Origin of the sequence: Mycobacterium triplex, assembly GCF_000689255.1 — a bacterium.
Taxonomy (GTDB): Bacteria; Actinomycetota; Actinomycetes; order Mycobacteriales; family Mycobacteriaceae; genus Mycobacterium; species Mycobacterium triplex.
Genome location: NZ_HG964446.1, coordinates 3,944,961 through 3,963,805 on the forward strand (window position 1 = coordinate 3,944,961; position 18,845 = coordinate 3,963,805).

The 18,845-nt window shown below is 67.4% G+C and carries 19 protein-coding genes; 13 read left to right on the forward strand and 6 right to left on the reverse strand.

Annotation, left to right across the window (positions count from 1 at the left end; all coding sequences use genetic code 11):
• Window positions 1-49: 49 nt before the first annotated feature.
• The 6 genes from BN973_RS18340 to BN973_RS18365 all read left to right on the forward strand — a co-directional run bounded on the left by BN973_RS18340 (window position 50) and on the right by BN973_RS18365 (window position 6,844).
• Window positions 50-1,375, forward strand: coding sequence for a PucR family transcriptional regulator (locus BN973_RS18340; RefSeq protein ID WP_036469942.1), 1,326 nt, complete (start codon window positions 50-52; stop codon window positions 1,373-1,375).
• A 140-nt stretch (window positions 1,376-1,515) separates the two neighbouring features.
• Window positions 1,516-2,424, forward strand: coding sequence for an ACP S-malonyltransferase (locus tag BN973_RS18345; RefSeq protein WP_036469944.1), 909 nt, complete (start codon window positions 1,516-1,518; stop codon window positions 2,422-2,424).
• A gap of 78 nt (window positions 2,425-2,502) precedes the next feature.
• Window positions 2,503-2,847, forward strand: a complete 345-nt coding sequence (gene acpM / locus BN973_RS18350; RefSeq protein WP_036469947.1) for a meromycolate extension acyl carrier protein AcpM — start codon at window positions 2,503-2,505, stop codon at window positions 2,845-2,847.
• A complete protein-coding gene (gene kasA / locus BN973_RS18355) occupies window positions 2,844-4,094 on the forward strand; it encodes a 3-oxoacyl-ACP synthase KasA (protein WP_036469949.1) in 1,251 nt (416 codons plus the stop codon). Before acpM ends, kasA begins: the two co-directional genes overlap by 4 nt.
• 26 nt (window positions 4,095-4,120) lie before the next feature.
• The gene (kasB, locus tag BN973_RS18360; protein ID WP_036469950.1) at window positions 4,121-5,374 is read left to right on the forward strand and encodes a 3-oxoacyl-ACP synthase KasB; all 1,254 of its coding nucleotides are present in this window, start codon (window positions 4,121-4,123) and stop codon (window positions 5,372-5,374) included.
• A 48-nt stretch (window positions 5,375-5,422) separates the two neighbouring features.
• Entirely contained in the window at window positions 5,423-6,844 is a 1,422-nt protein-coding gene (locus tag BN973_RS18365) for an acyl-CoA carboxylase subunit beta (RefSeq protein WP_036469952.1), read from the forward strand.
• A gap of 59 nt (window positions 6,845-6,903) precedes the next feature.
• Here BN973_RS18365 and BN973_RS18370 read toward each other — a convergent pair whose 3' ends face one another.
• The gene (locus BN973_RS18370) at window positions 6,904-8,442 is read right to left on the reverse strand and encodes a glycerol-3-phosphate dehydrogenase/oxidase (RefSeq protein WP_036469954.1); all 1,539 of its coding nucleotides are present in this window, start codon (window positions 8,440-8,442) and stop codon (window positions 6,904-6,906) included.
• Window positions 8,442-9,005, reverse strand: a complete 564-nt coding sequence (locus tag BN973_RS18375) for a TetR/AcrR family transcriptional regulator (protein ID WP_036469956.1) — start codon at window positions 9,003-9,005, stop codon at window positions 8,442-8,444. The genes BN973_RS18370 and BN973_RS18375 overlap by 1 nt, the downstream gene beginning before the upstream one ends.
• 56 nt (window positions 9,006-9,061) lie before the next feature.
• On the opposite strand from BN973_RS18375, the gene BN973_RS18380 reads away from it, so the two are divergent.
• Genes BN973_RS18380 through BN973_RS18390 form a run of 3 tightly spaced genes read left to right on the forward strand, consistent with a single transcriptional unit; the run spans window position 9,062 to window position 12,122 of the window.
• Window positions 9,062-10,639 (forward strand): FAD-binding oxidoreductase, encoded by a 1,578-nt coding sequence (locus BN973_RS18380; protein WP_036469959.1) that lies wholly within the window; start codon window positions 9,062-9,064, stop codon window positions 10,637-10,639.
• A complete protein-coding gene (locus BN973_RS18385) occupies window positions 10,636-11,544 on the forward strand; it encodes a diacylglycerol kinase (protein WP_036469960.1) in 909 nt (302 codons plus the stop codon). Before BN973_RS18380 ends, BN973_RS18385 begins: the two co-directional genes overlap by 4 nt.
• Before the next feature lie 56 nt (window positions 11,545-11,600).
• Entirely contained in the window at window positions 11,601-12,122 is a 522-nt protein-coding gene (locus BN973_RS18390; protein ID WP_036469961.1) for an Rv2253 family sensor-like surface protein, read from the forward strand.
• Between the two features lie 52 nt (window positions 12,123-12,174).
• Here BN973_RS18390 and BN973_RS18395 read toward each other — a convergent pair whose 3' ends face one another.
• From BN973_RS18395 to BN973_RS18405, 3 genes are all read right to left on the reverse strand, one after another.
• Window positions 12,175-12,687 (reverse strand): DUF3145 domain-containing protein, encoded by a 513-nt coding sequence (locus BN973_RS18395; RefSeq protein ID WP_036469963.1) that lies wholly within the window; start codon window positions 12,685-12,687, stop codon window positions 12,175-12,177.
• Between the two features lie 127 nt (window positions 12,688-12,814).
• Window positions 12,815-13,642: a serine hydrolase domain-containing protein gene (locus BN973_RS18400; RefSeq protein WP_036469964.1), complete on the reverse strand. Its 828-nt coding sequence runs from the start codon at window positions 13,640-13,642 to the stop codon at window positions 12,815-12,817.
• Complete coding sequence (locus BN973_RS18405; RefSeq protein ID WP_036472669.1) at window positions 13,639-14,697, reverse strand: class I SAM-dependent methyltransferase; 1,059 nt, start codon at window positions 14,695-14,697, stop codon at window positions 13,639-13,641. The genes BN973_RS18400 and BN973_RS18405 overlap by 4 nt, the downstream gene beginning before the upstream one ends.
• Before the next feature lie 78 nt (window positions 14,698-14,775).
• Here BN973_RS18405 and BN973_RS18410 point away from each other — a divergent pair, with 78 nt between their 5' ends.
• Together BN973_RS18410 and BN973_RS18415 are read left to right on the forward strand one after the other, a co-directional pair.
• Complete coding sequence (locus tag BN973_RS18410) at window positions 14,776-15,861, forward strand: S-(hydroxymethyl)mycothiol dehydrogenase (RefSeq protein ID WP_036469965.1); 1,086 nt, start codon at window positions 14,776-14,778, stop codon at window positions 15,859-15,861.
• Window positions 15,862-16,485, forward strand: coding sequence for an MBL fold metallo-hydrolase (locus tag BN973_RS18415; protein ID WP_036469967.1), 624 nt, complete (start codon window positions 15,862-15,864; stop codon window positions 16,483-16,485). It abuts the gene before it with no gap.
• Window positions 16,486-16,626: 141 nt separating this feature from the next.
• Here BN973_RS18415 and BN973_RS18420 read toward each other — a convergent pair whose 3' ends face one another.
• Window positions 16,627-17,298, reverse strand: a complete 672-nt coding sequence (locus BN973_RS18420) for an SHOCT domain-containing protein (protein WP_407067553.1) — start codon at window positions 17,296-17,298, stop codon at window positions 16,627-16,629.
• Window positions 17,299-17,412: 114 nt separating this feature from the next.
• Between BN973_RS18420 and BN973_RS18425 the strand changes: the two genes are divergently transcribed.
• Both BN973_RS18425 and BN973_RS18430 read left to right on the forward strand, forming a co-directional pair.
• Entirely contained in the window at window positions 17,413-18,369 is a 957-nt protein-coding gene (locus BN973_RS18425; RefSeq protein ID WP_036469971.1) for an SDR family oxidoreductase, read from the forward strand.
• Between the two features lie 146 nt (window positions 18,370-18,515).
• A complete protein-coding gene (locus BN973_RS18430) occupies window positions 18,516-18,845 on the forward strand; it encodes a hypothetical protein (protein ID WP_036469973.1) in 330 nt (109 codons plus the stop codon).

Below are 18,845 nucleotides of genomic sequence, written 5' to 3' on the forward strand. Positions count from 1 at the left end.
CGCCGGGCCTTTAGCGGAAAGTTCCAGAAATCGGGCGTAGCTTTTAGGGGTGACTGACAACCCCTTCGCCGGCCCGTTCGCCAAGCATCCGAGGTCGCCGCTCGAATCCTTGAACACGGTCCCCGACTCCGTGCTGCGGCGGCTCAAGCAGTACTCCGGGCGGCTGGCGACCGAGGCGGTGACGGCCATGCAGGAGCGATTGCCGTTCTTCGCCGAGCTGGAAGCCTCCCAGCGGGCCAGCGTGGCGCTGGTCGTGCAGACGGCCGTCGTCAACTTCGTCGAGTGGATGCAGGACCCGCACAGCAACGTCAGCTACACCGCGCAGGCCTTCGAACTGGTCCCCCAGGAGCTCACCCGCCGCATCGCGTTGCGCCACAGCGTGGACATGGTGCGGGTGACCATGGAGTTCTTCGAGGAGGTCGTGCCGCTGCTGGCCCGCTCCGAGGAGCAGCTGACCGCGCTGACGGTCGGCATCTTGAAATACAGCCGCGACCTGGCGTTCAGCTTCGCCTCGGCCTACGCCGACGCGGCCGAGGCGCGGGGCAGCTGGGACAGCCGGATGGAGGCCAGCGTCGTCGACGCCGTGGTGCGCGGCGACACCGGCCCGGAGCTGTTGTCCCGCGCGGCGGCGCTGAACTGGGACACCACCGCTCCGGCGACGGTCGTCGTCGGCAGCCCGGCCCCCAGCCGCGACAACACCAACGGCGAGGTCGCCAGCGAGCGGGCCAGCCAAATCGTCCGCGACACGGCCGCTCATCACGGGCGCGCCGCCCTCACCGACGTGCACGGCACCTGGCTGGTGGCCATCGTGTCGGGTCAGTTGTCGCCAACCGACAAGTTCCTGGGCGATCTGCTGAGCGCATTCGCCCCGGGCCCCGTGGTCATCGGGCCCACCGCCCCGATGCTGACCGCGGCCTATCACAGCGCCAGCGAGGCCATCTCCGGGATGAACGCCGCCCCCGGGTGGGCCGGTGCCCCGCGGCCCGTGCACGCCCGGGAGCTGTTGCCGGAACGGGCCCTGATGGGCGACGCCTCGGCCATCGTGGCGTTGCACACCGACGTGATGGGACCCCTGGCCGACGCCGGACCCACCCTTATTGAAACTCTTGACGCTTACTTAGATTGCGGCGGCGCGATCGAGGCCTGCGCACGCAAGTTGTTCGTTCATCCAAACACCGTGCGCTACCGGCTCAAGCGCATCACCGACTTCACCGGGCGCGATCCCACCCAACCTCGCGACGCGTACGTGTTGCGAGTGGCGGCGACGGTCGGCCAACTCAACTACCCCACCAACCCCTCTAGTGTTGGTAACAGCGCGGTAACGGCGGTTCCGCTGCCGGTCAGAGGGAGTTCTGCGGCACCGTCTGTGCGGTAGTGATTCAGCCAACAGATCGCGGCGCGGTATCGAATACGTAGCTTGTGGAGCGGTTTTGTTTGGTTTCTACAAAAACCTAAGACGAGGTTCATAATCTGTTACACCCGCCAAAACCGTTTCCACAGTGTTCTCTTAGACACGTGATTGCATTACTCGCGCCCGGACAGGGCTCGCAGACAGAGGGAATGCTCTCGCCGTGGCTGGAATTGCCGGGGGCGACAGAGCAGCTGACTCTGTGGTCGAAGGCCAGCGGTCTGGACCTGGTGCGACTGGGCACCACCGCATCCAACGAAGAGATCACCGACACGTCGGTCACTCAGCCGCTGGTCGTCGCGGCCACCCTGCTCGCCCACCAGGAGCTGACCAAGCGGGGGCTGCTAAGCGGCAAGGACTTCATCGTGGCCGGTCACTCGGTGGGCGAGATCGCGGCCTACGCAATCGCCGGCGTGATGGCCGCCGATGACGCCGTCGCCCTGGCCGCCACCCGTGGCGCCGAGATGGCCAAGGCGTGTGCCGCCGAGCCGACCGGCATGTCCGCGGTGCTGGGCGGGGACGAGACCGAAGTCCTGGCCCGCCTCGAGCAGCTGGATCTGTTCCCCGCGAACCGCAACGCCGCCGGGCAGATTGTCGCCGCCGGCCCGCTGACCGCGCTGGAGAAGCTGGCCGAAGACCCGCCGGCCAAGGCCCGGGTGCGGGCTCTCGGCGTCGCCGGAGCATTCCACACCAAGTACATGGCGTCCGCTCTGGAGGGCTACGCCGCCGCGGCGGCCGCCATCGCGACCGCCGAGCCGACTGCCACGCTGCTGTCCAACCGCGACGGAAAGCCGGTCGCTTCGGCGGCGGTGGCGATGGAAACGCTGGTCGCTCAGTTGATCCAGCCGGTGCGGTGGGACCTGTGCACCGCGACGCTGGCTGAGCACGATGTCGAGGCGATTGTGGAGTTCCCCCCCGCGGGCACCCTCGCCGGCATCGCCAAGCGTGAGCTTCGGGGGGTGACGGTACGTGCCGTCAAGACGCCCGCAGACCTGGACGCGCTGGCCGACATCTGACGTCGGCGCGGCTAGGTACAACCGCATAAGAGCACATCAAACCGATTGCAACACAACACATTACGAAGGGAAAAGGCCGTGGCCGTTTCGCAGGAAGAAATCATCGCCGGTATCGCCGAGATCATCGAAGAGGTCACCGGTATTGAGCCCTCAGAGGTCACCCCGGAGAAGTCGTTCGTCGACGACCTGGACATCGACTCGCTGTCGATGGTTGAGATCGCCGTTCAGACCGAGGACAAGTACGGCGTGAAGATCCCGGACGAGGACCTCGCCGGTCTGCGCACCGTCGGTGACGTCGTCTCCTACATCCAGAAGCTCGAGGAAGAGAACCCCGAGGCCGCCGAGGCGCTGCGGGCCAAGCTGGAGTCGGAGCACCCCGACACTGTCGCCAACGTCCAGGCAAGGGCGGAAGCGGACAAGTGACCAGGCCTTCCACTGCTAACGGCGGTTACCCCAGTGTTGTGGTAACCGCTGTCGCGGCGACGACGTCGATCGCGCCGGACATCGAGAGCACGTGGAAGGGCTTGCTGGCCGGCGAGAGCGGCATCCGTGTCCTCGAAGACGAATTCGTCGACAAATGGGATCTGCCCGTAAAAATCGGGGGGCACCTCAAGGAGCCGATCGACAACCACATGGGGCGGTTGGACCTGCGGCGCATGTCGTATGTCCAGCGCCTGGCCAAATATCTCAGCGGCCAGCTGTGGGAGTCGGCCGGCAACCCGGAGCTCGATCCGGACCGGTTCAGCGTCGTCGTTGGCACCGGCCTGGGCGGCGCCGAGCGGATCGTCGAGAGCTATGACCTGATGAACGAGGGTGGCCCCCGCAAGGTGTCCCCGCTCGCCGTTCAGATGATCATGCCCAACGGCGCCGCTGCCGTAGTCGGTCTGGAGCTCGGAGCGCGGGCCGGGGTCATCACCCCGGTGTCGGCGTGTTCGTCGGGCTCCGAGGCAATCGCTCACGCGTGGCGCCAGATCGTCATGGGTGACGCCGACGTCGCCGTCTGCGGCGGTGTCGAAGGCCCGATCGAGGCGCTGCCCATCGCGGCGTTCTCGATGATGCGGGCCATGTCGACTCGCAACGACGAGCCCGAGCGTGCGTCGCGGCCGTTCGACAAGGACCGCGACGGCTTCGTGTTCGGCGAGGCCGGAGCCCTGATGCTCATCGAGACCGAAGAGCACGCCAAGGCCCGCGGCGCCAAGCCGTTGGCCCGGCTGATGGGTGCCGGCATCACCTCGGACGCTTTCCACATGGTGGCGCCCGCGGCGGACGGCGTGCGCGCCGGTCGCGCAATGACCCGGTCGCTGGAGCTGGCGGGCGTATCCGCCAAGGACATAGACCACGTGAACGCACACGGGACGGCGACGCCGATCGGCGACACCGCCGAGGCCAATGCCATCCGCGTCGCCGGATGCGAGCGGGCCGCCGTGTATGCGCCGAAGTCGGCGCTGGGGCACTCGATCGGCGCAGTCGGGGCGCTCGAATCGGTGCTCACGGTGCTGACACTGCGGGATGGCGTCATTCCGCCAACCCTTAATTACGAAACACCCGATCCCGAGATCTCTTTGGACGTCGTCGCGGGCGAACCTCGCACCGGCGATTTCCGTTACGCGATCAACAACTCATTCGGGTTCGGCGGCCACAACGTGGCCCTCGCCTTCGGGCGTTACTGAGCACGAGAGGAATATTCGCCACAGCCATGACAGAGCTGGTTACGGGGAAAGCCTTCCCCAATGTGGTCGTCACCGGCATCGCCGCGACGACCGCCCTCGCACCCGATGTGGAAAACACCTGGAAGTTGTTGCTAGACGGCCAGAGTGGGATCCGCACCCTCACCGACCCGTTCGTTGAGGAGTTCGACCTGCCGGTCCGCATCGGCGGGCATCTCGTGGAGTCGTTCGACGATCAACTCACTCGTGTTGAGCTGCGCCGCACCGGCTACCTGCAGAGGATGTCCACCATCTTGGGCCGCCGGGTGTGGGAGAACACCGGTTCACCCGAAGTCGACACCAACCGCCTGGCGGTGTCTGTCGGCACCGGAATGGGTTCGTCGGAAGAGATGGTCTTCAGCTACGACGACATGCGCGCTCGTGGCATGAAGGCCGTCTCCCCGTTGGGCGTGCAGAAGTACATGCCCAACGGTGCGGCCGCGGCGATCGGACTGGAACGGCATGCCAAAGCCGGTGTGATGACACCGGTTTCGGCGTGCGCGTCCGGCTGCGAGGCCATCGCCCGGGCCTGGCAGCAGATCGTGCTGGGTGAGGCCGACATCGCAATCTGCGGTGGCGTCGAGACCCAAATCGAGGCGGTGCCGATCGCGGCGTTCGCCGCAATGCGCATCGTGATGTCGACCAACAACGACGACCCCGCCGGCGCCTGCCGTCCGTTCGACAAGGACCGCGACGGGTTCGTGTTCGGCGAGGCCGGCGCGCTGATGGTGATCGAGACCGAGGAGCACGCCAAGGCTCGCGGCGCGAACATCCTGGCCCGGATCATGGGCGCCAGCGTCACCTCCGACGGCTTCCACATGGTGGCGCCGGACCCCAACGGCGAACGTGCCGGCCACGCGATGACGCGGGCGATCCAGCTCGCGGGCATCACCCCCAACGAAATCGACCACGTCAACGCCCACGCCACCGGCACCCAGGTCGGCGACCTGGCCGAGAGCAAGGCCATCAACAAGGCCCTCGGTAGCAACCAGCCGGCGGTCTACGCGCCCAAATCCGCTCTCGGCCACTCGGTCGGCGCGGTCGGCGCACTGGAATCGATCTTGACGGTCCTCGCGTTGCGGGAGCAGGTCATCCCGCCGACACTGAATCTGGAAAACCTCGATCCAGAAATCGATTTGGACGTGGTGGCGGGTAAACCGCGGCCGGGCAACTACCGGTTCGCGATCAACAACTCGTTCGGATTCGGCGGTCACAACGTGGCGATCACCTTTGGACGGTATTAGAACCCAGCGGTATTGAACCCCGAGCTCACCGGAAACAGGAGATCTGCGATGACACTCATGGCCCCCGAGGCGGTCGGCGAGTCACTCGACCCCCGCGACCCGTTGCTGCGTCTGAGCAACTTCTTCGACGACGGCAGCGTCGAGCTGCTGCACGAGCGTGACCGCTCCGGCGTGCTGTCCGCGGCGGGCACCGTCAACGGTGTGCGCACCATCGCGTTCTGCACGGACGGAACCGTGATGGGCGGCGCGATGGGCATCGAGGGCTGCCAGCACATCGTCAACGCCTACGACACCGCCATCGAAGAGCAGAGCCCGATCGTGGGCATCTGGCACTCCGGCGGTGCCCGGTTGGCCGAGGGCGTCAAGGCGCTGCACGCGGTGGGCCTGGTGTTCGAGGCGATGATCCGGGCGTCGGGCTACATCCCGCAGGTCTCGGTCGTCGTCGGCTTCGCCGCCGGCGGCGCGGCGTACGGGCCGGCGCTGACCGACGTCATCGTGATGGCGCCGGAAAGCCGGGTGTTCGTCACCGGGCCGGACGTGGTGCGCAGCGTCACCGGTGAGGACGTGGACATGTGCTCGCTGGGCGGTCCGGAAACCCACCACAAGAAGTCCGGCGTGTGCCACATCGTCGCCGAGGACGAGCTCGACGCTTACGAGCGTGGTCGCCGCCTGGTCGGATTGTTCTGCCAGCAAGGCCATTTCGACCGCACCAAGGCCGAGGCCGGTGACACCGATATCCACGCGCTGCTGCCGGAATCGGCGCGGCGGGCCTACGACGTGCACCCGATCGTGACCGCGATCCTCGACAACGACACCCCGTTCGACGAGTTCCAGGCCAACTGGGCGCCGTCGATGGTGGTCGGCCTGGGCCGGCTGTCGGGCCGTACGGTCGGCGTGCTGGCCAACAACCCGCTGCGGCTGGGTGGCTGCCTGAACTCCGAAAGCGCCGAGAAGGCAGCCCGTTTCGTGCGGCTGTGCGACGCGTTCGGTATTCCGCTGATTGTCATCGTCGACGTTCCGGGCTACCTGCCCGGTGTCGACCAGGAGTGGGGCGGTGTGGTTCGCCGCGGCGCCAAACTGCTGCACGCGTTCGGTGAGGCCACCGTCCCGCGGGTCACGCTGGTCACCCGAAAGACGTACGGCGGGGCCTACATTGCGATGAACTCCCGCTCGCTGAACGCGACCAAGGTGTACGCGTGGCCGGACGCCGAGGTGGCCGTGATGGGCGCCAAGGCCGCGGTCGGCATTCTGCACAAACGCAAGCTGGCCGCCGCGCCCGACCACGAGCGCGAAGCGCTGCACGACGAGTTGGCCGCCGAGCACGAGCGGATCGCCGGCGGCGTGGACAGCGCCATCGAGATCGGGGTGGTCGACGAGAAGATCGACCCGGCGCACACCCGCAGCAAGCTCTGCGAGGCGCTGGCCGAGGCGCCCGCCCGTCGCGGTCGCCACAAGAACATCCCGCTGTAGTCTCTCAGCGCGCGAGCGTAACGTCACGCCGGCAGACAACGCCGAATCTCGGCGTGCGGTTACGCTCGCGAATGGCCGATCACGAACTCAGCCGCCACGGCCTCGACCCGCTCGCGATCGCGGGGCACCAGGCCGATCCGGGTCCGGCGATCGAGGATGTCGTCGACGTCCAGGGCGCATTCATGGGTGACCGCGTATTCGAACTCCGCGCGGGTCACGTCGATCCCCTCGGCAACCGGCTCGGTCGGGCGCTCGCAAGTGGCAACCGCGAGGACGTTGGGCGCCTCGGCGCCGTAGCGGGCCACCAGGGAGGCGGGCAGCTCGGACGGCGGCTCTGCGACCGGCCCGGGGTTGGACGGCGCCCCGATCAGCGGCAGGTTGCGAGTCCGGCAATTCGCGGCCGGTAGATGTCGCAGGCTCACGGCGCGGTCCAGGACGTCTTGGGCCATGAAGCGGTATTCGGTCAGCTTGCCGCCGATCACGCTGATGACCCCGGACGGCGACTCGACGACGGCGTGCTCGCGCGACACGTCGGCGGTGCGACCCTCCCCGGTGTCGATCAACGGCCGCAGCCCGGCGTAGGCGCCGATCACATCGGTGGCCCGCAGCGCGGTCCCCAGCGCGGTGTTCACGGTGTCGAGCAGGAACTCCACCTCGCCCGAAGACGGCTCCGGCACATCGGGGATCGGACCGGGCGCGGCTTCATCGGTGAGCCCGAGGTAGACCCGGCCCAACTGTTCGGGCATCGCGAACACGAAACGATTGAGCTCGCCGGGAATCGGAATCGTCAGCGCCGCAGTCGGATTCCCGAACGCACTGGCGTCGAAGACCAGGTGGGTGCCGCGGCTGGGCCGCAACCGCAGTGAGCCGTCGATCTCCCCCGCCCAGACCCCGGCCGCGTTGATCACCGCGGCGGCCGACACGTCGAACGACTGCCCCGTGCGCTGATCGGTCAACCGCGCCGAGGTGCCGGTGGCCTCGGATGCCGCGACGTAGGTCAGGATCCGGGCGCCGTGCTGAGCCGCGGTGCGGGCGACCGCGGTGACCAGGCGGGCGTCGTCGATCAATTGCCCGTCGTAGGCCAGCAATCCACCGTCGAGGCCGTCGCGGCGCACCATCGGCGCCATCTCCAGCACCTGAGCAACCCCCACCCGACGCGAGCGCGGCAACGTCGACGACGAGGTTCCCGCCAGCATCCGCAAGGCGTCCCCGGCGAGGAACCCGGCGCGCACCAACGCGCGCTTACCAGAACTCATCGCCGGCAGCAGCGGAACCAATTGCGGCATCGCGCGCACAAGATGAGGAGCGTTGCGCGACATCAGGATTCCGCGTTCGATGGCGCTGCGCCGCGCGATTCCCACGTTGCCGGTCGCCAGGTAGCGCAGCCCGCCGTGGACCAGTTTGGAGCTCCAGCGGCTGGTGCCGAACGCCAGATCGTGCTTGTCCACCAGCGCCACCCGCAGCCCGCGCGACGCGGCGTCCAGTGCGATCCCGGCCCCGGTGATACCGCCGCCGATCACCAGCACATCGAGCGGCACGCCGTCGGCCAGCGCGTTGAGGTCGGCGGTGCGCCGCACCGCGTTCAACGAAGCGGTCATCACGACAGGTATCCGTTCAGCGAGTGGGCAAGTTCGGTGGCCAGTGCGTCGGCATCGAGGATCGGGCGCACGATCCGCTCGGACTGAATCGTCGACTGCGCGATCAGCAACACCATGGTGGCCATCTGCAGCGGATCCCCCGCCCGCACGCTGCCGGTGCGTTGGGCCACCCGCAACCGGTCGGCGAGCGCGCCGATCAGCATCTGCTGGCTTTCGCCGAGGCGTTCGGTGATGTAGATCGGCGCCAGGTGCGAATGCATCACCGACATGATCAGCTCGTCGCGACGCAACAGGTTGGCCACCGAAACGATTTGGCGCACCAGCGATTCGCGGTCTTCACCCAGCAGCGGCGCCTCGTGCATCACACCGGTGATCCGTTGGGTCAGCAGCGCCGCCACGATCGACGGCGTGTCCGGCCAGCGGCGGTACACGGTCGGCCTGCTCACGCCCGCGCGCCGGGCAATCTCGGCGAGGGTCACCCGGTCGACCCCGAAATCGACCACGCAGCTGGCCGCCGCCGCGAGGATTCGGTCGGCCACATCCAGTTTACTGATTGACAGCATGTGTAATACTGTAACGCATGACGCCTGATCCTGGGACCGAGCAACTCCTTCCGCCGATGAAATGGAACGCGTGGGGAGATCCCGCTAGCGCCAAACCACTCTCCGACGGCATCCGGTCGCTGCTGAAACAGGCTGTCGGCCTGCAAGATTCGGATCACGCCGAGCTCACTCCCGAGCAGGTACAGCTGCGCCCCTCGGCGCTGTCACAAGGGGACAAGGACGCGCTCGCCGGGATCGTCGGCGACGAGTATTGCCGCACCGACGACCGCGATCGGCTGCTGCACGCCGGCGGCAAGTCCACCCTCGACCTGCTGAAGCGAAAACTTAAAGCGCAAGATGCGCCCGACGCCGTCCTGCTGCCCGGCGACGAAGACGCCGTCGCAAAGATACTGCGCTACTGCTCCGAGCATCGCATCGCCGTGGTCCCGTTCGGCGGCGGCACCAGCGTGGTCGGCGGCCTCGACCCCATCCGCGGCGACTTCGAAGCCGTCGTCTCGCTGGATCTGCGTCGCTTCGACCAACTCCTCGAGCTCGACGAGGTGTCCGGGCAGGCCGTCCTGGGGGCGGGCCTGACGGGTCCGGACGCCGAACGTTTGCTTGGCGCGCAAGGCTTTTCGCTCGGGCACTTCCCGCAGAGCTTCCAATACGCCACGATCGGTGGCTTCGCCGCGACCCGCTCGTCGGGTCAGGATTCGGCCGGCTACGGCCGGTTCAACGACATGGTGCGCGGCCTGCGGATGATCACCCCGGCCGGAACGCTGGACCTGGGCCGCGGACCGGAGTCGGCCGCCGGCCCCGACCTGCGTCAGCTGCTGATCGGGTCGGAGGGAACCTTCGGGGTGATCACGCAGGTGCGGCTGCGAGTGCACCCGACGCCGGAAGCCGTCCGCTACGAAGCCTGGTCGTTCGCCGATTTCGCGACCGGAGCGGCGGCCTTGCGGGCGGTCACCCAGAATGCGACCGGCCCCACCGTGATTCGGCTGTCCGACGAAGCGGAGACCGGAGTCAACTTGGCCACCACCGAGGCGATCGGGGAAAACCAGATCACCGGCGGCTGCCTGGGCATCACCGTCTTCGAAGGCACCAAGGAACACGTCGAGAGCCGGCACGCCGAAACCCGTGAATTGCTAAGCGCTAAGGGCGGCACGTCACTGGGTGAGGGTCCCGCGCAGGCCTGGGAGCGCGGCCGGTTCGGCGCGCCATATCTGCGCGACTCGCTGCTGGCCGCGGGCGCGCTCTGCGAGACGCTGGAGACCGCGACCGAGTGGTCCAACGTCGCGGCACTCAAGGCCGCCGTCACCGAGGCATTGACGACCGCGTTGGCCGAATCCGGTACGCCGGCGCTGGTGATGTGCCACATTTCGCACGTGTACCCCACCGGCGCATCGCTGTATTTCACCGTCGTCGCCGGGCAGCGAGGAAATCCGATCGAGCAGTGGCAGGCCGCCAAGAAGGCCGCGTCGGACGCGATCGTCGCGACCGGCGGCACCATCACCCATCACCACGCGGTCGGCGCCGATCACCGGCCCTGGATGCGCGACGAGGTGGGCGACCTGGGTGTGCAGGTGTTGCGCGCGGTCAAGGCGACCCTGGATCCGGCGGGAATCCTCAATCCCGGCAAGCTGATTCCGTGAAACGCGAGATCAGCAAGGTCACCGCGCTGACCAATCCCCTCTCGGGCCACGGCACCGCGGTGCAGGCGGCGCAGGCCGCCATCGCGCGGCTGCACGAGCGCGGTGTCGAAGTCAACGAGATCATCGGCGACAACGCCGAAGACGCCCGGCATCTGGCCGCCGCGGCCATCGAACGCGGCACCGACGCGCTGGTGGCCACCGGCGGCGACGGCGTCATCTCCAACGCGCTGCAACTGTTGGCGGGCACCGACATTCCGCTGGGCATCATCCCGGCGGGCACCGGCAACGACCATGCCCGTGAATTCGGTATCCCCACAAAGGATCCCGAGGCCGCCGCGGACATCGTCGTCGACGGCTGGACCCAGACGATCGATCTGGGCCGCATCCGGGCCGCCGACGGCCGCGAAAAGTGGTTCGGCACCGTGGCGGCCGCCGGATTCGATTCCTTGGTGACCGATCGCGCGAATCGGATGAGCTGGCCGCACGGGCGGCTGCGCTACTACCTCGCGATGCTCGCCGAACTCACGCAACTGCGGATGTTGCCGTTCCGCTTGGTGCTCGACGGCAGCAAGCAGATCGACACCGATATCACCATGGTGGCCGTCGGCAACACCCGCAGCTACGGCGGCGGGCTGCTGGTCTGTCCGAACGCCGATTACACCGACGGCCTGCTGGACATCACAATGGTGCACACCGCATCCCGGACGAAATTCGTCCGGCTGTTCCCGACCGTGCTCAAGGGCACCCACGTCGACCTCGACGAGGTCAGCACCGCGCGCGCCAAGACGATCCACATCGAATGTCCCGGCATCAACGTCTACGCCGACGGCGACTTCGCCTGCCCGCTGCCGGCGGAACTCTCCGCGGTGCCCGGCGCGCTGCAGATCCTGCGCGCGGCCGTGTAACAAACGCTGCGACAAACGCGACATCAGGGCAGATATGGGCCGCCCTGGGAGGAACGATGTCGGGACATCGCACAATGACGCTGGTCGCCGTGGCCGTCGCACTCGGCGGCGCGCTGGCCAAGGCCCCCGCGCAGGCAGCCGATCCGCTGTGGAACGGGCAGTACATCCTGACGCTGTCGGCCAACGCGAAGGTGGGCACCAGCATGGCGGCCCGCCAACCCGAATTCGCCCACCGGGCCAGCGTCTCGATCACCTCGAAATGCGCGGCGGGCGTCTGCACCGCCACGGTGAACGACCCGCCGCCGCCCAAGAACGACTCGATGCCGCGCGCGATCGAATTCACCTGGAACGGGTCCCAGTGGGTGCGCGAGATGACCTGGCAATGGGACTGCCTGTTGCCCGACGGGACAACCGAATCCGACCCGGCGAAATCGATCACGGCCTACACGCCCGGGGCGAATGGCGTGCTGACCGGCGTCTTTCACACCGATATCAAAAGTGGCGCATGTCAGGGCAATGTCGACATGCCGGTGTCCGCCGCGCCGGCGAACCCGCCGACCGTGCCACCTACCGTTTGATGGTCGTGACCCGCTGCGCCCGGCTACGCCGCGCTTGCGATCACGACGGAGGTTAGCCGACGCCGCGGCTGAGCCAGGTCACTTCGCCGGCGTCGCCGCCGTCGCGGTAGACCTCGAGCGCCTCGTCCCACGCCGTTCCCAGCACCGAGTCCAGCTCGGCGGCCAGGGTGTCGGCGCCCTGCGCCATCATCGACCGCAGCCGCATCTCCCCGACCATCACGTCGCCGTTGGCGCTCATCGACCCGCTCCACAGGCCCAATTGCGGGGTGTGGCTGAACCGGTGGCCGTCGACTCCGGGGCTGGGGTCCTCGGTGACCTCGAACCGCAGCACTGACCAGGACCGCAGCGCGTTGGCCAACCGGGCACCGGTACCCACCGGACCGACCCAATTGGTGACAGCGCGCAGCTGTCCGGGCATCGCCGGCTGCGGTGTCCACACCAAGTTGGCCTTGGACTGCAGGGTCGACGACAGCGCCCACTCGACATGCGGGCATACCGCCGCGGGCGAGGCGTGGACGTACACCACACCAGCCGTCACGTCGGCAAATTGGTTCGACGCACGCATCTACCTGCTCCTTCGGTTCCACGAGGGACGTCTTCCCCAACGACCTGGCGGACCGACAAGCAGATGCTTTTGTTTCGTGCGTGTCTATTGTGCCCTGTGATACCCGTGTTGCGCTAGTGCTCGATGCCTATTTCATGTATTGGACTAGCACCGCGTCGGCGACGGCCGGCCACAAGTCCAGTGCCCAGTCGCCGAAATCGCGGTCGGTCAGGGCCACCAGCACCAGCTCCGCGGCGGGATCTGCCCAGATGAAGCCGCCTGCCTGGCCGAAATGGCCGTAGGTGCGCGCCGAGTTGCGGGCGCCGGTCCAATGCGGCGTCTTGGAGTCCCTGATCTCGAAACCCAGGCCCCAATCGTTGGGCCGCTGCACGCCGTAGCCGGGCAACACGCCGTTCAGGCCGGGAAACTGCACGGCCGTCGCCTCGGCGTGCAGCTCGGCCGACACGGTCGACGGTCGCAGCAGGTCACCGGCGAACGCCGCCAGGTCCGCGACCGTCGAGGTCGCCCCGTATCCGGCCTCCGACGCGCCGCCGTCCAGCCGGGTAGCGCCCATGTTCAACGGCTCGCACACCGCCTCGGCGAGGTAGCGGCTGAAGTCGATGCCCGACGCGCGTTCCACGGTCTCGGCCAGCACGGCGAAGCCGTAGTTGGAATACACCCGCCGAGTGCCCGGCTTGGCCAGCACCCGACCGTCCAGCATTGCCAGACCCGACGCGTGCGCCAGCAGGTGCCGAACCGTCGAGCCGGGCGGACCGGCCGGGGTGTCCAGCTCGACGACGCCCTCCTCGATCGCGACCTGCACGGCGCGCGCGACCAGCGGCTTGGTGACCGACGCCAGCGTGAACACCCGCTCGGTGTCGCCGTGGGTGGCCAGCAACCCGGCGGGTCCGATCACCGCGGCGGCAGCAGCCGACACCGGCCAATCGTCGAGGGCATCGAGAGCAGCGCGCGTCACTTCGTCGCGATGTAGTAGTTGTTGATCGGGTCCGACTCGATCTCGGCCACCCGCACGTCGGCGAATCCGGCGTCGCCGAGCATCGAGACGGCCAGCTGCGTTCCCCAGGCCGTGCCCAGCCCGGCACCGCCGAGGGCCAGCGACACCGTCATGCAGTGCATCAGCGACACGGTGTAGAGGTAGGTGCTCATGGGGACGTCGACGTTCTCCTCGAGCCGGCTGGATGCCTTGATGTCGGCCATCAAGAACACGCCACCGGGTCGCAGCGCGCGATGGATGTTCTCCAGCACCCGCGCCGGCTGCGCCTGATCGTGGATGGCGTCGAACACCGTGATCACGTCGTAGGCGTCCGTCTTGTCCAGCTCGGTCAGATTGTGGCTCTCGAAAGTCGCATTGGTCAGCCCCAGGCGAGCCGCCTCGGCGACGCCGGTCGCGATGGCCTCATCCGAGAAGTCGATGCCGGTGAACCGGCTCGACGGGAACGCTTGGGCCATCACGTTGATCGCGTGGCCGCTGCCGCACCCGAAATCGGCGACGTCGGCGCCGGAGCGCAGGCGGTCCGGTAGGCCGTCGACCAACGGCAGCACGACGTCGACGAGCGCGATGTCGAACACCATCGCACTTTGCTCGGCCATCAGCGCGTGGAAGCGCGGGAATTCGCTGTACGGCAGCCCACCACCCTCGCGGAAGCAGCCGAGGATTTTCTGCTCGACCTCGCCGAGGTGCGGGAGGAACATGGCCACCACGGCCAGGTTGTCCGGGCCGGCGGCACGGGTGAGCACCGCCGCACGATGGGCGGGCAGCGAGTAGGTTCCGGTGTCGGCGTCGTAGTCGACGACATGCCCGGTCGTCATGCCGCCCAACCACTCCCGGACGTAGCGCTCGTTGAGACCTGCCGCGTCGGCGAGCTGCGCGCTGGTGACCGGCCCGACTTCGGCCATCGTGTCCAGCAGGCCCGTTTGGTGTCCGATACTCAGCAGGATCACCAGGCTCGCATCGTCGATTGCCGAGACCACGCGTCCGGCGAATTCTTCGACATTCTCCACAGCCGTCACGCTCACGGACGCTACACCCGGTTTATGGGTGGACAGCCCGACGGGAGATGTATGGCGGCGAACAGTAGGTTGTAGCCCATGAGTCAGACAGTGCGAGGAGTGATTTCACGCAAGAAGGGCCAGCCCGTGGAGTTGGTGGACATCGTCGTCCCGGATCCCGGGCCCGGCGAGGCCCTGGTCGATGTCATCGCCTGCGGGGTGTGCCACACCGACCTGACTTACCGTGAGGGCGGCATCAACGACGAGTATCCATTCCTGCTCGGCCACGAGGCCGCGGGCACGGTCGAGGCCGTCGGGCCGGGCGTGACGTCGGTGGCGCCGGGCGACTTCGTGATCCTGAACTGGCGCGCGGTGTGCGGCCAGTGCCGGGCCTGCAAGCGCGGCAAGCCACAGCTGTGCTTCGACACGTTCAACGCCACCCAGAAGATGACGTTGACCGACGGCACCGAGCTCACACCCGCGCTCGGCATCGGGGCGTTCGCCGACAAGACGTTGGTGGCCGCCGGGCAGTGCACCAAGGTCAATCCCGAGGCCGACCCGGCGGTCGCCGGGTTGCTGGGCTGCGGCGTGATGGCCGGGATCGGCGCCGCGATCAACACCGGCGCGGTCACCCGGGACGACACCGTCGCGGTGATCGGCTGCGGCGGGGTGGGCGACGCCGCGATCGCCGGTGCCGCGCTGGTCGGCGCGAAGACGATCATCGCCGTGGACACCGACAACACCAAGCTGGACTGGGCGCGCAAGTTCGGCGCCACGCACACCGTCAACGCCCGCGAATTCGACGTCATCAAAACGATCCAGGACCTCACCGACGGCTTCGGCGTCGACGTGATCATCGACGCGGTCGGCCGGCCCGAGACCTGGAAGCAGGCCTTCTACGCCCGCGACCTGGCCGGCACCGTAGTGTTGGTGGGCGTGCCGACACCCGACATGAAGCTGGATATGCCGCTGGTCGACTTCTTCTCCCGCGGCGGATCGCTGAAGTCGTCGTGGTACGGCGACTGCCTGCCCGAACGTGACTTCCCCACCCTGATCGACCTGTATCTGCAGGGCCGGCTCCCGCTGGAGAAGTTCGTCTCGGAACGCATCGGGCTGACCGACATCGAGGAGGCGTTCGACAAGATGCACGGCGGCAAAGTACTGCGCTCGGTGGTGATGTTGTAGATGGTCGACATCGAGCGGGTCGTCACCCACGGAACGTTCGAACTCGACGGCGGCAGTTGGGAAGTCGACAACAACATCTGGCTGATCGGCGACAACTCCAATGTCGTGGTGTTCGACGCCGCTCACGAAGCGGCGCCGATCGTCGAGGCGGTGGAGGGCCGCCACGTGGTGGCGGTGATCTGCACGCACGGCCACAACGACCACATCACGGTGGCACCCGAACTCAGCCAGACCCTCGACGCGCCGATCCTGCTGCATCCCGCCGACGAGGTGCTGTGGCGAATGACCCACCCGGACAAGGACTTTCACACCGTGTCCGATGGGCACAAGTTGGACATCGCCGGCACTGAGCTCACCGCGCTGCACACCCCCGGCCACTCCCCCGGCTCGGTGTGCTGGTACGTGCACGACCTGGGCGTCGTATTCAGCGGCGACACCTTGTTCGCCGGCGGTCCCGGCGCGACCGGGCGTTCCTACTCCGACTTCCCGACGATTCTGCACTCGATCTCGCAGCGACTCGGCAAGCTGCCCGGCGAGACCGTCGTACACACCGGCCACGGCGACAGCACCACCATCGGCGACGAGATCGTGCACTACGAGGAGTGGGTGGCCCGCGGTCACTGATCCGCGAGCGTTCCGCGAGCTGGGCCCGCGAGCGATCCGCGAGCTGGGCCCGCGAGCGATCCGCGAGCGTAACGCCACGGTGAAATTCGGCCACCAAATTCGCCGTGGCGTTACGCTCGCGACAAAACCGGCAACCAACTACTAGTGCCCGTCCAGGATCCGCCGCTTTTCGGTCTGGAACTCCTCTTCGGTCAATGCTCCGGAATCCCGCAGCGCCGCCAGCGTTTTGAGCCTCTCCAGGCGGACGGCCTCGTCGGTGGGCTCGTGGGGCTGCTGCGGTGTCGCCACACTAATAACCGGTGAGGCCGCCTGCACGTAGGCCGCCGCCGCCCGGCGCCGCGTGCCCCGCAACCACCGCCAGGCCGCAATCGAGGCGGCCAGGCCCGTCACGAATGTGCCGACGAACAGCCAGATCAGGAATCCGTACGAGCTGGAGTGGCCGAAGGCCAGCCTCGGCTGGATGTATCCGTTGACCTGGCCGTCGGTCGTGATGTTGTAGGTACCGTCGGCGGGAATCTGCGCCACCCACACCCGCACGTGTGCGTCATTGTTGACGATTGTTGTGCTGCCGATACTTTCGGTCATCGACGGCTGTGCGGTCCCATCGGGCGGGTTGATCGTGATGCCGAGCGGCGGCACCGGCAAGCCGCCATTGGGGCTGCCGATCACGACGGTGTGCAGGCTGACGGTGACTTCGCCCTGGGGCAGATGCAGGCTGGCCGATCCCGGGATCGGTATCTCGCCGTACGCGTTGTACTCGTCCAGGAAAAACACGTTGAGCACGATGGCGACGACGATGCCTACCAGCGACATGATCGTCACGACGACGGCTGAGGCGAAGGAAATCCTGGCGGGCAGTTTGCTCCACATCCCCGGAGTGTGTCACCGCTAGTGACCTGGGGCCACCGAAAGAGCACACTGATACCCATGTCCAACGATCTCGTCGCAACCGTGCCTGACCTGTCCGGGAAGCTGGTCGTCATCACCGGAGCCAACAGCGGCCTGGGCTTCGGGCTGGCCAGACGGCTCTCCGCGGCGGGCGCCGAGGTGATAATGGCGATCCGCAATCAGGCCAAGGGCGAGGCGGCGATCGAAGAGATCCGCCGCAGCGTGCCCGACGCGAAGCTGACCATCAAATCCCTCGACCTGTCGTCGCTGGCGTCGGTCGCCGCGCTGGGCGAGCAACTCAACGCCGAGGGCCGCCCGATCGACATTCTGATCAACAATGCCGGGGTGATGACGCCGCCGGAACGCGACACCACCGCCGACGGCTTCGAATTGCAGTTCGGCAGTAACCATCTCGGGCACTTCGCGCTGACCGGGCATGTGCTGCCGCTGTTGCGCGCCGCGCAGCGGGCCCGCGTCGTGTCGCTGAGCAGCCTCGCGGCCAGCCAGAGCGGCAAGATCCACTTCGACGACCTGCAGTTCGAAAAGTCCTACGCGGCGATGTCGGCCTACGGCCAATCGAAGATCGCGGTGCTGATGTTTGCCCGCGAGCTGGACAGGCGCAGCCGCGCCGGCGGCTGGGGCATCGTCTCCAACGCCGCCCACCCCGGTCTGACCAAGACGAACCTGCAGATCAGCGGACCGTCGTACGGTCGCGAAAAGCCGGCGCTGATGGAGCGCTTGTACAAGGCGTCGTGGCGTTTCACGCCGTTCCTGTGGCAGGAGATCGACGACGGCATCCTGCCCGCCCTGTACGCGGCGGCCACGCCGCAGGCCGAGGGCGGCGAGTTCTACGGACCGCGTGGCTTCATGGAGCTCGCCGGCGGCGGCGTAAAGGTGGCCAACACCCCCGCGCGGGCCCGCAACGACGACGACTGCCGACGGCTCTGGGAGATTTCCGAGCAGCTCACCGGCGTCAGCTACCCGGCAACCAACTGACAACTGGCACAAAGCTTTTCGTCGCGCCACCGGCACACCTGCCCAAGAGCAGCCGCGCGTGACCGCTGGTCAGGCAAAACGAGAGTTTCGACACAGTGCGGCTACGGGTAACCGAAATCGGACTGCAACTCAAAAGGGGGAAGTACATGAGCGTGCAGGACGACAAGACAGCTGGTGACGAAGGCGACCGGCAGGCAACGGAAAAGCCGGAGCCGGACGAGGACCAGAAACAAAGAGCCGCCGACATGATGGTGGCCTACGAGGACCGGCCGACCCTGGTGCTGCCGGGTTCCGGTGGAGCGGTGTCGGGCACCGCGGTCAACGATTGGCTGGACGAGGACGGCAACCCCAAGAACAGCGACGGGTCCAACGACGACACCGATCAGGACCAAATCGAGAAAGACAAGGCCCTCAACGTCAAACTCAAGAAACTGGCGGCCGAGGAAAACAAGGGCGAAAAGCGCCGGCCCGGATAA